Source organism: Pseudomonas sp. NPDC088890, from assembly GCF_044900155.1.
In the GTDB taxonomy this organism is placed as follows: Bacteria; Pseudomonadota; Gammaproteobacteria; order Pseudomonadales; family Pseudomonadaceae; genus Aquipseudomonas; species Aquipseudomonas urmiensis.
Map to the genome: position 1 here is coordinate 352,963 of NZ_JBJDNG010000002.1, position 14,545 is coordinate 367,507.

Sequence of the window (14,545 nt, forward strand, 5' to 3'; positions counted from 1 at the left end):
TTGCGGCCTGATCGCGAGTAACTGCGCGGCTACACAGTCATCACCCAGATCGGACGCTTAAGGTGCGCCGAGAATCCCTACCACCTTGTCGCGTAGCTGATCGATGCTAAAAGGCTTACCGATCATGTGCATGCCCTCAGGCACGTTGAAGCTGTCGGCATAGCCGCTGGCAAACAACACCGGCAGCAACGGGCGGATTTCCCGCGCTTTGCCCGCCAGCTCTTCGCCGCGCATGTCCGGCAAGCCAACGTCGGTCATCAGCAGGTCCAGGGGCTGGTCGGGGTTCTCGAGAATCCGCAGGGCAGCGGTGGCGGTGTCCGCTTCGATGGCCGTATAGCCCAGCTCGTCGAGCACTTCGACCATCAGCATGCGAACGATGTCGTCGTCTTCGACTACCAGAAGGTGCATTGATCGGGATCCTGTACAAAAGAAGTGTCTCTACTCTGTGCCCAGAGCAGTGGCAGAAGTTCCCCAGCATAACGTTGCTGGTAATTCGATGGAACGATTGACGCACGCTGTTCTCAAATACTGGCTAAATGCCCCTGCCAGATGCGGCAAAGCTGGTTAGACTTTGCGCTTGAACCAGTCAGCGCAGCAGCGGGCACCACGCTACCAAGGGTGTTTCCGCCACATGTATTCAACGGACTTTTTTCGCTCGGGCGTTTTCAGATGATTCAAGCAGCCTCGATGGACCAGCAAAGCTTTCGCAAGCTGTTGAGCCGCAACATCGGCTTGCCTTTGGGGGTGGGCCTGTTAGGCGCCGTGGCTTTCGTCGCGGTGATCAACTACCTGCTCTCGGCCATGCAGTGGGTCGAGCACACCGACCGGGTGATCGGCAATGCCAATGAAACGGTCAAGCTGTCGATCGATATGGAAACCGGCATGCGCGGTTTTCTGATCACCGGTGATGAACGCTTCCTCGATCCTTATGAGGTGGCTAAACCGCGGATCTTCAGCAGCCTGGAAAGCCTGCGCGACATGGTCGCGGACAACCCGACCCAGGTTGAGCGGGTCAATCGGCTGATCGCCCTGCAAAGAGCCTGGAATGATTTTGGCCATGAAATGATTGTCCTGCGTCGCACCCAGGGCGACTACCAACTGGCCCTTGGTAATGGTCGCGGCAAGCGTATCACCGACGAAATTCGTAAAGAATTCGACGCCTTGGTTGCAGCTGAACAGCAGCTGCGCCAGGCGCGTAACGAAACGGTCAACACTGTCACCGTGACCGCCATAAGCGCGTTCGTGCTGTTCATCGTTGCCTTGAGCGGCTTGTTGGCCTACCTGGGCCGTCGTGATCTGTTGGCGCTGTCTGATAGCTATACCGAGAACCTGCAAGCCCAGCAGCGCTCGGCTGAGCGCCTGGAACACCAGGCCTGGTTGCGCAACGGCCAGACGCAGCTGGCCGAACAGGTGCTGGGCCAGCTGACCCTGCCCATGCTCGGGGAAAACATCCTGCGCTTCTTCGCCACTTATCTGGGCAGTGTGGTGGGCGCTCTGTATGTGCGTAACGAGCATGGCCAACTGCTGCGGGTGGCCAGTTATGGCCTTAACGCCGAAGAGCAGGCCCGCACCCAGAACCTCGGCTCGCATGACGGCCTGCTGGGTGAAGCTGTACGCCAGGCGCGCATCGTGCGCCTGGAGCAACTGCCCGAAGACTATTTCCATCTCAGTTCAGGGCTTGGCAGCGGCTTGCCGCGCAGCGCGCTGCTGATGCCCAGCCGCGATGATGGGCAGATCAACGGCGTGCTCGAACTGGGCTTCCTGCGTCCGCTCAGCGAGCGCGACCAGGAGATGCTGGAGCGGGTCGCGGAAAACGTCGGCATGTCGATCGAGAGCGCCCGCTATCGCCAGCGCCTGCAAGAAGTGCTGGCCGAGACGCAGCAGCTCAATGAAGAGTTGCAGGTCCAGCAGGAGGAACTCAAGACCGCCAACGAAGAATTGGAAGAACAATCGCGAGTGCTCAAGGAGTCCCAGGCGCATCTGGAAACCCAGCAAGCCGAGCTTGAACAGACCAACGAGCAACTGTCCGAGCGCACCGACGCCCTGGATCGCAAGAACAGCGAGCTCAACCAGGCCCAGCAAGAGCTGCAAGCGCGCGCCGAAGACCTGCAGCGCTCGAGCAAGTACAAGTCCGAGTTCCTCGCCAACATGTCGCATGAGCTGCGCACGCCGCTCAACAGCTCGCTGATCCTGGCCAAGCTGTTGGCTGAGAATGGCGAAGGCAACCTCAGCGAGGAGCAGGTCAAGTTTGCCGATTCGATCTATTCGGCCGGCAACGACCTGCTCAACCTGATCAATGACATCCTCGACATCGCCAAGGTCGAGGCCGGCAAACTCGAAGTGCGCCCCGAGACCACTCAGGTCGAGCGTCTGGTCGAGGGCCTGCGCGGCATGTTCCAGCCGCTGGCAGCCGACAAGGGCCTGGACTTCCAGGTGCAACTCGAGCATCCGTTGCCGGCGACCCTGTTCACCGACCGCCAGCGCCTGGAGCAGATTCTCAAGAACCTGCTGTCCAACGCCATCAAGTTCACCGAGCGCGGCCAAGTCAGCATGACCATCAGCCAGCAGGCCGGACTAGGCATTGTGTTCGCCGTACGCGACAGCGGCATTGGCATTGCTGCCGATCAACAGCAAGCGATCTTCGGCGCCTTCCACCAGGTCGACGGCACCAGCAACCGCCGCTATGGCGGCACGGGCCTGGGTCTGTCGATCTCGCGCGACTTGGCGCACCTGCTCGGTGGCCAGATCAGTGTCGACAGTAGCCCCGGCCAAGGCAGCGTGTTCAGCCTGATCCTGCCCGAGCGCTATGAATCGGCCGCTGAGCAGGTCGAAGTGCAAACCCTGCGTCCGGCCGTGGATCAACTGCCGCCGGTGCCACAGGTGGCGGCGCCGGCGCCGGTGGCTCGGCATAGCTTTACCGACGATCGTGAGCTTGCGCCCTTTAGCAATCGCTGCATCCTGGTGATCGAAGACGAGCCGAATTTTGCCCGCATCCTGTTCGACCTGGCTCATGAGCTGGGCTACAGCTGCCTGGCCGCCCAGGGCGCCGACGAAGGCTTCCAGCTCGCCGCGCAGTACTTGCCGGACGCGATCCTGCTGGACATGCGCCTGCCCGATCACTCCGGGCTTACCGTGCTGCAGCGTCTCAAGGAACAAGCCAGCACCCGCCACATCCCGGTGCACATCATTTCGGTCGAAGACCGCATCGAAGCGGCCATGCACATGGGCGCAGTCGGCTATGCGGTCAAGCCCACCAGCCGCGAGCAGCTCAAGGAAGTCTTCGCCCGCCTGGAAGCCAAGCTGACCCAGAAACTCAAGCACATCCTGCTGGTCGAAGACGACGACCTGCAACGCGAGAGCATTGCCCGCCTGATCGGCGACGACGATATCGAGATCACCGCCGTGGCCATGGCCCAGGACGCCCTGGAGCTGCTGCGCGAGAACATCTATGACTGCATGATCATCGACCTGAAGCTGCCAGACATGCTTGGCAACGAGCTGCTCAAGCGCATGACCGCCGAAGATATCCGCAGCTTCCCGCCAGTGATCGTCTACACCGGGCGCAACCTCACCCGGGAAGAAGAGACCGACCTGCTCAAGTACTCGCGCTCGATCATCATCAAAGGCGCACGCTCGCCTGAGCGTCTGCTCGATGAGGTCACGCTGTTCTTGCACAAGGTCGAATCGCAGCTGTCCAACGAGCGCCAGCGCATGCTCAAGACCGCGCGTAGCCGCGACAAGGTGTTCGAGGGGCGCAAGATCCTCCTGGTCGATGACGATGTGCGTAATATCTTCGCCCTCACCAGTGCCCTGGAGCACAAGGGCGCCATCGTCGAGATTGGCCGCAACGGGCGCGAAGCGCTCGAGCAATTGGACAAACACGACGACATCGACCTGGTGCTGATGGATGTGATGATGCCGGAGATGGACGGCTACGAGGCGACCCGGCTGATCCGCCAGCAACCGCGCTGGCGCAAACTGCCGATCATCGCCGTGACCGCCAAGGCGATGAAGGACGACCAGCAGCGCTGCCTGCAAGCAGGCGCCAATGACTACCTGGCCAAACCGATCGATCTGGACCGACTGTTCTCCCTGATCCGCGTCTGGCTGCCGCAACTGGAGCGAATTTGACTAGCGAGCGCAACACCGACATCGAGATCCGGCTGCTGATCGAGGCGATCTACCTCAAGTACAGCTACGATTTTCGCAATTACTCCGGCGCTTCGATCAAGCGTCGGATCCTTCACGCCCTGCGCCAGTTCGACTGTCGCACGGTGTCGGCGCTGCAAGAACGGGTGCTGCACGACCCCGGCATGTTCATGCAGTTGCTGCAGTTCCTGACCATTCCGGTCAGCGAGATGTTTCGCGACCCCGGCCACTTCCTCGCCTTGCGCCAGGAAGTGGTGCCGCTGCTGCGCACCTGGCCCTCGATCAAGATCTGGATCGCCGGCTGCAGCACGGGCGAGGAGGTCTACTCCATGGCCATTCTGCTGCGTGAGGAAGGGCTGCTGGAGCGCACCATCCTCTACGCCACCGACATCAACCCGCACTCGCTGGAAAGGGCCAAGCAGGGCATCTACTCGATGCAGAGCATGCACGGCTACGAAGAGAACTACCGCAAGGCGGGCGGGCGGCGCGACTTCAATGAGTACTACACCGCCGCCTACGGCAACGCCATCATGGACAGCAGCCTGCGCGACAATGTCACCTTCGCTGACCACAGCCTTGCTACCGACAGCGTATTTTCCGAAACCCAGCTGGTGTCGTGCCGCAATGTGCTGATCTATTTCAACAAGGATCTGCAGGATCGCGCCTTGGGCCTGTTCCACGAATCTTTGTGCCACCGCGGCTTTTTGCTGCTCGGAAGCAAGGAGTCGGTAGACTTCTCCGCCTACAGCGACCGTTTCGAGGCGTTGGTCAAGCCCGAACGGATCTTTCGCAAATCATGAACGGCGTCGATGCGGTAGTCATCGGCGCCTCGGCCGGCGGTGTCGCTGCGCTGTTCAAAGTGCTTGGCGGGTTGCCACAGGGCTTTGCCATCCCGGTGCTGTGCGTGCTGCACCTGCCCGACGATCGCCACAGCCAGTTGGCCGAAGTGCTGCAGCGCAAGATTGGCCGTCCGGTGCGTGAGGCGCTGGACAAGGCGACGATCGAGCCGGGGCTGATCTATGTCGCAGGACCCGGTTATCACCTGTCGGTGGAGGGCGATTTGAGCCTGTCGCTGAGCCAGGAGGCGCCGGTGCATTTCTCCCGCCCGGCGATCGATTTTCTGTTCACCTCCGCGGCTGATGCCTACCGCGCGGGGCTACTTGGCGTGCTGCTGACCGGTGCCAACGAAGACGGCGCCCAGGGCCTTGCCTACATCAAACAATGCGGAGGCCGGACGGTGGTCCAGGACCCTGAAGACGCACAGGTCGCGCTGATGCCGGAGGCCGCGCTGGCCCTGCACAGCCCAGACCATATACTTTCTCTGAGCGGTATCGGGCAGTTGCTCGCTACCCTGGAAGATCGCGCATGCTAAGCCAAATCATCGCCAAACTGCTGATCGTCGACGACCTGCCGGAAAACCTCCTGGCCCTCGACGCCCTGATCCACGGCGAGGATCGTGAGGTGCATCAGGCGCAATCGGCCGAGCAGGCCTTGTCGCTGCTGCTCGAGCATGAGTTCGCCCTGGCCATTCTCGATGTGCAGATGCCGGGCATGAATGGCTTCGAGCTGGCCGAACTGATGCGTGGCACGGAAAAGACCAAGAACATCCCCATCGTCTTCGTCAGCGCCGCCGGGCGCGAAATGAATTACGCCTTCAAAGGCTACGAAAGCGGCGCGGTGGACTTTTTGCACAAGCCGCTCGATACCCTGGCGGTGAAGAGCAAGGTCTCGGTGTTCGTCGACCTGTATCGCCAGCGCAAAGTCCTCGATCGTCAATTGCAGGCGTTGGAGCGTAGCCGCCAGGAGCAAGAGCTGCTGCTCAGCCAGCTGCAGGTGGCCCGCGGCGAGCTGGAGCACGCGGTGCGTATGCGCGATGACTTCATGTCGATCGTCTCGCACGAAGTGCGCACCCCGCTCAACGGCCTGATCCTCGAAGCCCAACTGCGCAAAATGCACCTGGCGCGAGGCAATCTGGCGGCGTTCAGCGAGGACAAGCTGCAGGCCATGGTCGAGCGCGACGAGCGGCAGATCAACAGCCTGATCCGTCTGGTCGAAGACATGCTCGACGTCTCGCGCATCCGCACCGGCAAGTTGTCGCTGCGGCCCAAACCGTTCGATCTCGCCCAGCTGGTGCGCGGCCTGCTGGAGAATTTCGTCGCCCAGGCTAGCGCGCTGGACACGCGCATCGAGCTGGAACAGTGCGAGGCGTTGGCCGGCGAGTGGGATGAATTTCGGATTGAACAAGTGCTGGCCAACCTGTTGTCCAATGCCTTGCGCTACGGGCAACGACGACCGGTCAAGGTGCGGGTGTTCGCCCAGGACGGCATGGCCTGGGTGCAAGTCCAGGACCAGGGGATTGGCATCAACGCCGCCAACCAGCAGCGGATATTCCAGCAGTTCGAGCGGGTGGCGACCCAGCAGGCCAGCGGCGGCCTGGGCCTGGGGCTGTATATTTCCGAACAGATCGTCCAGGCCCATGGCGGGCGCATTCAGGTCGACAGCGAGGAGGGCAAGGGCTCGACATTCAGCGTGCTGCTGCCGCTGCCGGCGCTGTCGCAACAAACCGACCAGGCGCAGGCAACCTCTGCGTAAGCCTGGGGTCAGATGGCCAACTTATTGAATTTCAAGGCGTTGTCATGAGCGAAGATGCACAAGACGTGGTACTGGTGGTCGAGGATGAACCGGCGATTCGGATGATCCTGCGTGATTACCTGTCCGGTGAGGGTTACCACGTGCTGGTGGCCGAGGATGGCCAGCAGGCGTTTGACATTCTGGCGAGAAAACCGCACCTGGATCTGATCGTCACCGACTTTCGCTTGCCGGGCGGCATTTCTGGGGTGCAGATCGCCGAGCCTGCCGTGAAACTGCGACCGGATCTGAAGGTGATCTTCATCAGCGGTTATCCGGCGGAGATCCTCGAATCCGGCAGCCCGATCGCGCGCAAGGCACCGATTCTGGCCAAGCCGTTTGATCTGGATACCCTGCACGAGCAGATCCAGATGCTGCTGCGCTGATCTTTCAAGGCTTCATCGCACGGGCAGGCCGCTGCCGCCTTGCCCGCGATCAAGGCCCTATGGGCGAACCGTCACTGCTGGTAATCGCGCCCCTCGCGATCGAGCTGACGGATCAGTGCATCCCAATGGCGCTGAATGCCTTCTCCAAGCCCATCGGAAAAGCGTTTGGATTGCTCGTGCACCTTGGCAATCGCCGCCGCTGATGCGTGCAGCAACTGGGCATTGCCGCCCGCTTGCGCCGCCACCTGGATGTTGCAGGCACGTTCCAGCCCATGCAGTTCACGGAACGCGTGCTCGACGCTGATGCCGCCGGTCAGCAGGCCATGATTGCGCAGGATGAGAATGTTGCTCTGACCCAGATTGGCCACCAGGCGTTGCTGCTCATCCAGATCCAGCGCCACGCCTTCGTAGTCGTGATAGACCACGCGGCTGTAATAGGCCAAGCCATGCTGGGAAATCGGCAGCAAGCCGTGGCGCTGAGCCGACACCGCCGCACCATCGCGGGTATGGGTGTGCAGCACCGCTTTCAGATCCGGGCGAGCGCGGTGGATAGCACTGTGGATGACATAGCCGGCTTGGTTGATGCCCAGCCCCAGCGGATCATCGATGATGCTGCCATCGACGTCGACCTTGACCAGGTTGGAGGCGGTGATTTCGTCGAACAACAGGCCAAAGGCGTTGATCAAGAAGTGCTCGTCCGGCCCTGGCACGCGGGCCGAGAAGTGCGTGTAGATATGGTCGGTCCAGCGAAACAGCGCCGCCAGGCGATAGGCGGCGGCCAGCTTGACCCGCACCTCCCACTCCTGGTGGCTGACTCGCTGGCGCACCGAGCGGGTGGCGTCGGTGACGAAAGACAATGAACTCATGGCAATCTCCGCTAGAGGGGGGTTATGCACTGGCCGGTGCCAGCGCTGCACGACCAACCTGGCCGAGGACTACGTCGTCTTGTGGGGTGTGGATGCGGCTGCACAGCACGTCACGATAATGCCGCTCCAGCGGGTTACGCCGCGACAGCCCGGGGTTGCCAGCGGCTTCGATGGCCAGTTCGACAGCACTGATGGCGTTGCTGCTGACCAGGTGCTTGATCTGCCCGGCATGCCGCGCATCGACCTGCCCGGTCGCGGCAGCGTCGAGCAGGTTGCGGTTGGCGAACAGCAGGGTGTCGATACGCCCGAGCACCTCCTGAAAACGCCCTAGGCTTGCCAGCGGGGCGCCGAGGTTGCTGGGTGTGCGCGATAGCAGGAACTGCACCAGCCAGTCGCGTGCGGCCTGGGCCACGCCGTCGTAAAGCGCCGGCAGCAACACCGACATCCATAACTGGCCTTCGCCATCGAGCTCTGGGCGTGGCGCGCTGGCTGGGCTGACGTTGACCGCATGATCCAGTGGGATCAGTACATCGTCGAAGCGCACTTCATGGCTGCAGGTGGCGCGCATGCCCAAGTGGTCCCAGTCATCGATGATGCGGATACCGGGGCTGTCCTTGTGCACCAAAAAGCCGCCGATCAGTGGATCGCTGTCATCACTGCGCGCCCACACCAGGTACCAGGTCAGGCCGTGGCTGCCGGTGGAGTAGATCTTGCGCCCAGACAATCGCCAGCCATCAGCGGTGCGCCGCGCCACGGTCGCAGGCAGGCCACCGCGCGTCGGCGTGCCCAGATCTGGCTCGACCCGAAAGGCGTTGATCAGCGCGCCGTTGTCCACGGCATCGTGAGCCACCCGCAGGCGCAGGTGCTCAGGCCAGCGGCCTTGCTCTTGCAAGCGAACGTGTTGCAGATACTGCATCGCCAGGATCAGCGCAGTTGACGGGTCGCCCTTGCCGACGGCGGCGACCACCCGCCGCGCGGTAGCCAAGTCCGCACCGCCGCCGCCCAGGGCACTGGGTACGGTCAGCCCGAGCAGGCGGTATTGGTGCAGCAGGGCGAAATTGTCGTGAGGGAACTGACCACTGCGGTCATAGCGCTCGGCGTTGGCAGCCAGGGCTTGAGTAAGCTCGGCCAGGGCGCGATCGGAAGGTGGGTGACTCATGGGTATTCATCCCTGGAACACGGTAGATTTGTTAAGACCGTATTCGTCTGGATGAGAGCTGTAAAAGTCTTTTTGGTTCTATGCTAATTATTTGTTTTAAGAATTTAATTCATCCTACTTTATGCGTTTATTTCATTAGTTTGCTTGAGTGAAGCCTTGATCCGCAGCCAAGGGTACAGCGAGGCCTAGCTGCGCAACCGCGCTCCAGCAATTTCGCCAAACAGCTCCACCGGCTCCTGCAAATTGCCCAGGTAGCGCGGATGGAACAGCCACAGATCCACCTGCGGCTTGAAATCACTGACGTTTACCACCTCCAGCTGATCCCTGTGACGACTGGCCAACAGCAGCGGTTCAGGCACCAGCCCCAGGCCCTGGCCACTGGCGACCAGGCCCAACTGCAAGTCCGTGCCAAAGGTCTCCAGGTTGATCGACAGCGACAAACCCTGCTCGCTGAGCGCCCGTTGCAGACCTGCGCGGAACCCGCAACCATCAGGGTTGAGCACCCAGCCTCGGGTATAGCAGTCCTTGAGCTTGTAGTTGCGTTTGCTGGCACTGCCCTTGGCTGCGACCACGCGCAGGGGCATGCGCCCGATCGACTGGCTGGCGATGCCTTCGGGGAAGATCTTGCCGGGCGGGAACAGTGCGGCTGCCGCATCGAGCTCGCCGTTTTCCATGCGCGTGATCAAGCTGCTGCCCCAGCCGCTGCTGACCTGGGTGCGCAACACCGGATAGGCCTCGCGAATCTTCGCCAGGGCATCGAGCAAGACCACATCCCCCAAGGTTTGCGGTACGCCCAGGCGCAGGGTGCCGGAGGGTGCGCCATCATTGGCCACCAGCTCACGCAGGGCATCGATTTCACGCAGGATCGCCTTGCACTGCTCATACACCCGCAAGCCCATCGGCGTGGGTTTGAGGGGCTTGGTATTGCGGTCGAGCAGGGTGGCGCCCAGGTCTTGCTCGAAGTTCTGCAGGCGCCGCGTGATGGCCGGCTGGGTCAGTTGCAGGGCTTCGGCGGCAAGGTTGGTCGACTGGCAACGGATAACCGCCACGAAGGCGTCCATGTCATCGATTTTCATATTCGTCGCTCACATATTGAGGCGGGAAGACATACCTCTCAAGAATAATCTGCCTAGGCTCGGTTGTCACAGTTGGCGTACATCCGCAGGGCCCTTTCCATGGGCAAGCCCGCTTCCACAAGGGACAGCGTGGTTTGTGCGGTGAGGCGCGAGCGGGCCCCGCGATGCGCTACCAGCACCGCGATCAGCGCAAGGCACCCGCCAGAAACGGCGCCGTGCGGCTGTGCCGATGCTTGGCCACCGTCTCAGGCCTGCCGCTCACCACCACCTTGCCCCCCGCAGCCCCAGCTCCTGGGCCGATATCGATCACCCAGTCGCTCTGCGCCACCACCCGCATATCATGCTCGACCACCACCACCGTGTGCCCGGCATCGACCAGGCGGTTGAGTTGCACCAGCAGGCGATCGACATCTTGCGGATGCAGGCCATTGGTAGGTTCATCCAGCACATACAAGGTCGCGCCGCGTGCCGTGCGCTGCAACTCGGTGGCCAGCTTGATCCGTTGTGCCTCGCCGCCAGACAGCTCGGTAGCAGGCTGCCCCAGGCGCAGATAACCCAGGCCGATGTCCTGCAACACCTGCAAGCTGCGGCGGATACCGGGCTGTTCGGCGAATACCTCAAGGGCTTGGTCAACGGTCATCTGCAGCACCTGGGCGATGTTCATGTCCTGCCAGGTCACCGCCAGGGTTTCGGGGTTATAGCGTGCACCGTGGCAAGTGGGGCAGGGGGCGTAGACGCTGGGCATGAACAGCAACTCGACGCTGACAAAGCCTTCTCCCTCGCAGGTTTCGCAGCGACCTTTGGCGACATTGAACGAAAAGCGCCCGGCATCGAAACCTTGCGCCTTGGCCTGCTCGGTGGCCGCGAACAGCTTGCGCACGTGATCGAACAACCCGGTGTAGGTCGCCAGGTTGGAGCGCGGGGTGCGGCCGATCGGTTTCTGGTCAACCTTGACCAGGCGCTTGATCTGCTCCATCCCGGCCACGATCTGGCCAGTGCTGGTCGGCGGCGGTTCATCTTCCAGCCTCTGTTCTTCAGCTTCCTCAGGCTGCTGCGGCTGGCCCAGGTGGGCGCCGACCAGTTCCAGCAGTGCCTGGCTGACCAGGCTCGATTTGCCCGATCCGGAGATGCCGGTGACGGCGCTGAAACAGCCCAGTGGAAACTGTGCGCTGAGCGCATCGAGGTTGTTGCGGGTGATGCCTTCCAGGCGTAGCCAGGCGTGTGCCTGGCGAGGCTGATGTTGGCTGCTGGCCTGCTCTGCGAACAGGTAGGCGCGGGTGCGCGATGCCTGCACCTGGCGCAAGCCTTCGGGTGGCCCACTGTAGAGAATCTGCCCGCCATGCTCGCCAGCAGCCGGGCCGACATCGACCAGCCAGTCGGCCCGGCGCATGGTGTCCAGGTCATGCTCGACGACGAACACCGAGTTGCCGCTGGACTTGAGCCGCTGCAAGGCGGCATAGAGCGCTTGGCTATCGGCCGGATGCAGGCCGGCGGAAGGTTCGTCGAGCACGTAGATCACGCCGAACAGCTGCGAATTGAGCTGGGTGGCCAGGCGCAGGCGTTGCAGCTCACCGGAGGACAGCGTCGGCGTGCTGCGTTCCAGCGCTAGGTAACCCAGGCCCAAGTCGATGAGGGTGTCGATGCGCTCTAGCAACTCAGCGGCGATGCGTTGCGCGGCCAGGCGCTTTTCCAGTGACAGGTTGGGTGTGTGGCGCACATCCGGGCCGCCGCTGTGCGCAGGCTCACCCTTGGCCGCGCGTTGTTGGCGGGCGGCGCGGGTTTGTTGGTGGGTGAGCGTTTCTGAGGTTTGTTCAGGCTGCTGCAGATAGTCGGCTGCGGCAACGTGCCTGAGCACCTTGGCCAGCTCTTGCAGCGGCATCTGTGACAGCTCGGCGATATCCAGGCCGGCGAAGGTCACGGTCAGTGCCTCGCGCTTGAGGCGTTTGCCTGCGCACAGCGGGCAGGGGCTGGGGCGCATGAACTGAGAGACACGCTTGCGCATCTGCGCGCTTTGCGACTGCATGAAAGTGTGCAGCACGTAGCGCCGGGCGCCGCTGAAGGTGCCCTGGTAGCTGGGTTCTAGCTTGCGCTTGAGTGCAGCGCGGGTTTGCGCTGGGGTCAGGCCGGCATAAACCGGTACGGTCGGCGTTTCTTCCGTGAACAGAATCCAGTCGCGCTGCTCCTGGGGCAGATCGCGCCAGGGGATATCCACGTCGTAGCCCAGGGTCACCAGGATGTCGCGCAGGTTCTGCCCTTGCCAGGCCATCGGCCAGGCTGCGACTGCGCGTTCACGTATGGTCAGCGAAGGGTCCGGGACCATGCTCGCTTCGGTCACCTCGTAGACCCGGCCCAGGCCGTGACATTCGGAGCAGGCACCCTGCGGGGTGTTGGGCGAAAAGTCCTCGGCGTAGAGCATCGGTTGCTCGGCCGGATAGCTGCCGGCACGCGAGTAGAGCATGCGGATCGAGCTTGAAAGGGTGGTGACACTGCCCACCGAGGAGCGGGCGCTGGGCGTGCCGCGTTGCTGCTGCAAGGCCACCGCGGGCGGCAGGCCTTCGATGGCGTCGACATCCGGTACGCCAACCTGGTCGATCAGGCGCCTGGCGTACGGCGCGACGGACTCGAAGTAGCGGCGCTGGGCTTCGGCGTAGAGCGTCGAGAAGGCCAGCGAGGATTTGCCCGAGCCGGACACCCCGGTGAACACCACCAGCGCGTCGCGGGGGATGTCGACGTCTACGTTCTGCAGATTGTGCTCGCGGGCGCCACGCACCCTGACGAAGCCGGAATGTTGCGGCATGCGGCAGTCCTGTTGCGTAAAGATTCTACCTTAGCGTGTTTGCCGAGATCTTGGGACTACAGCCCTCAGCATGATCCTGTAGGAGCTGGCTTGTCGGGGCGCCGAACCGCTGCGATGGGCCGCAAGTCGGCCCCCTAAATCGCAAGCCAACAGATTTTCTACAGGCTGCAAGTACTATTGATCACTGCTGCTGATCCCAACCAAGGTGTAGGCTGAGCCTCACATCACCGCAGACTTCGCGTAAAAGCCAGGAGACCCTATGTCAGTAGAAAAAGTAGCTATCGTAACCGCCGGCGGCAGCGGCATGGGCGCCGCTGCCGCCAAGCGCCTGGCCGCCGATGGCTTCAAGGTGGCCATCCTGTCTTCGTCCGGCAAAGGTGAAGCGCTGGCCCAGGAGCTGGGCGGCATTGGCGTCACCGGCAGTAACCAGTCCAACGCAGACCTGCAGCGTCTGGTCGACGCGGTCATGGAAAAATGGGGCCGGATCGATGTGTTGGTCAACAGCGCCGGTCACGGCCCGCGTGCACCGATCCTGGAAATCAGCGACGAAGACTGGCACCTGGGCATGGAAACCTACCTGCTCAATGTCATTCGCCCGAGTCGCTTGGTCACGCCGATCATGCAAGCCCAGAAAGGCGGGGTAATCATCAATATTTCCACCGCCTGGGCGTTCGAGCCGAGCGAGTTGTTCCCTACTTCGGCGGTGTTCCGTTCAGGCTTGGCAGCCTTCAGCAAAATCTTCGCCGACAACTTTGCCGGCGATAACGTGCGCATCAACAATGTATTGCCCGGCTGGATCGACAGCCTGCCGGCCACTGAGCAGCGGCGCGACAGTGTTCCGCTCAAGCGCTATGGCACCAGCGAGGAAATCGCTGCCACCATCGCCTTCCTGGCCAGCGAAGGGGCGGCCTACATCACCGGGCAGAACATCCGCGTCGATGGCGGGGTGACCCGCAGCGTTTGATGACCAGGCGCGCCCCACGCCGTGCGATCGGCGGCCGGGCGCGCCCATTGGGCAGCACTGTCAAAGCGCTGGGTTACTGGACGTTGTTCAGCTTGATCACATCACCGGAAACCTTGGTGGTGTAGCCATTCAGGACCCAGGCCCAGAACCACTTTTCCTGCACTTGGGTATTGATCAGCGCATCGCCGCCCTTGGCCTTGATCGCCGCGTCCTGTGCACGGACAAAGCGGCTGTTCTGACGGATCGGGATAAGGCCGAACAGCATCAGGCCGGTGGCGCTGGCTTCACTGTGACCCAGTACGGTGTACTGGCTGCTGTCATAGTGGGCCGATTTGATCGGGGCACCGGTGCAACCTGCCAGAACCAGGCCGAATGCGCATGCGGCTACAACTTTACTGAGGTACTTCACTGAACAGCTCCATGGTCCAAAGGCCGGGATCCAATTCCCGGGGGGCGACACTCTAGCCGGCCGATCAACCACTGGTAAAGCTGGGCGTTTTGCCCGCAAGGCGTGGCCGAG

12 protein-coding genes are annotated in these 14,545 nt (G+C 62.3%); 6 read left to right on the forward strand and 6 right to left on the reverse strand.

What is annotated here, in order from left to right; all coding sequences use genetic code 11:
* Window positions 1–57: 57 nt before the first annotated feature.
* Window positions 58–408 (reverse strand): response regulator, encoded by a 351-nt coding sequence (locus tag ACI2JX_RS06495; RefSeq protein ID WP_186553508.1) that lies wholly within the window; start codon window positions 406–408, stop codon window positions 58–60.
* Window positions 409–669: 261 nt separating this feature from the next.
* On the opposite strand from ACI2JX_RS06495, the gene ACI2JX_RS06500 reads away from it, so the two are divergent.
* Genes ACI2JX_RS06500 through ACI2JX_RS06520 form a run of 5 tightly spaced genes read left to right on the forward strand, consistent with a single transcriptional unit; the run spans window position 670 to window position 7,163 of the window.
* Window positions 670–4,131 (forward strand): response regulator, encoded by a 3,462-nt coding sequence (locus ACI2JX_RS06500; protein WP_368971273.1) that lies wholly within the window; start codon window positions 670–672, stop codon window positions 4,129–4,131.
* The gene (locus ACI2JX_RS06505) at window positions 4,128–4,949 is read left to right on the forward strand and encodes a protein-glutamate O-methyltransferase CheR (RefSeq protein WP_264234393.1); all 822 of its coding nucleotides are present in this window, start codon (window positions 4,128–4,130) and stop codon (window positions 4,947–4,949) included. The genes ACI2JX_RS06500 and ACI2JX_RS06505 overlap by 4 nt, the downstream gene beginning before the upstream one ends.
* Window positions 4,946–5,521: a chemotaxis protein CheB gene (locus tag ACI2JX_RS06510; protein ID WP_264234394.1), complete on the forward strand. Its 576-nt coding sequence runs from the start codon at window positions 4,946–4,948 to the stop codon at window positions 5,519–5,521. The genes ACI2JX_RS06505 and ACI2JX_RS06510 overlap by 4 nt, the downstream gene beginning before the upstream one ends.
* Window positions 5,515–6,741 carry a hybrid sensor histidine kinase/response regulator gene (locus ACI2JX_RS06515; protein ID WP_264234395.1) on the forward strand — a complete coding sequence of 409 codons (1,227 nt, stop codon included), beginning with the start codon at window positions 5,515–5,517 and terminating at the stop codon, window positions 6,739–6,741. Before ACI2JX_RS06510 ends, ACI2JX_RS06515 begins: the two co-directional genes overlap by 7 nt.
* A 44-nt stretch (window positions 6,742–6,785) precedes the next feature.
* Entirely contained in the window at window positions 6,786–7,163 is a 378-nt protein-coding gene (locus tag ACI2JX_RS06520; protein WP_186553503.1) for a response regulator, read from the forward strand.
* Between the two features lie 71 nt (window positions 7,164–7,234).
* Here ACI2JX_RS06520 and ACI2JX_RS06525 read toward each other — a convergent pair whose 3' ends face one another.
* The 4 genes from ACI2JX_RS06525 to uvrA form a co-directional block, all read right to left on the reverse strand.
* A complete protein-coding gene (locus tag ACI2JX_RS06525) occupies window positions 7,235–8,029 on the reverse strand; it encodes a class II aldolase/adducin family protein (protein WP_368971272.1) in 795 nt (264 codons plus the stop codon).
* Between the two features lie 22 nt (window positions 8,030–8,051).
* Window positions 8,052–9,188: an acyl-CoA dehydrogenase family protein gene (locus tag ACI2JX_RS06530; protein WP_404689677.1), complete on the reverse strand. Its 1,137-nt coding sequence runs from the start codon at window positions 9,186–9,188 to the stop codon at window positions 8,052–8,054.
* A gap of 185 nt (window positions 9,189–9,373) precedes the next feature.
* On the reverse strand, window positions 9,374–10,264 hold the full coding sequence (locus tag ACI2JX_RS06535; RefSeq protein ID WP_404689678.1) for a LysR family transcriptional regulator: 891 nt from the start codon (window positions 10,262–10,264) through the stop codon (window positions 9,374–9,376).
* 184 nt (window positions 10,265–10,448) lie between these two features.
* Window positions 10,449–13,061, reverse strand: coding sequence for an excinuclease ABC subunit UvrA (gene uvrA / locus ACI2JX_RS06540; RefSeq protein ID WP_404689679.1), 2,613 nt, complete (start codon window positions 13,059–13,061; stop codon window positions 10,449–10,451).
* Between the two features lie 259 nt (window positions 13,062–13,320).
* Between uvrA and ACI2JX_RS06545 the strand changes: the two genes are divergently transcribed.
* Entirely contained in the window at window positions 13,321–14,025 is a 705-nt protein-coding gene (locus ACI2JX_RS06545) for an SDR family oxidoreductase (RefSeq protein WP_186553498.1), read from the forward strand.
* Window positions 14,026–14,098: 73 nt separating this feature from the next.
* Here the strand turns inward: ACI2JX_RS06545 and ACI2JX_RS06550 are convergent, their stop codons facing one another.
* Window positions 14,099–14,434: a hypothetical protein gene (locus ACI2JX_RS06550; RefSeq protein WP_186553497.1), complete on the reverse strand. Its 336-nt coding sequence runs from the start codon at window positions 14,432–14,434 to the stop codon at window positions 14,099–14,101.
* Window positions 14,435–14,545: the final 111 nt, after the last annotated feature.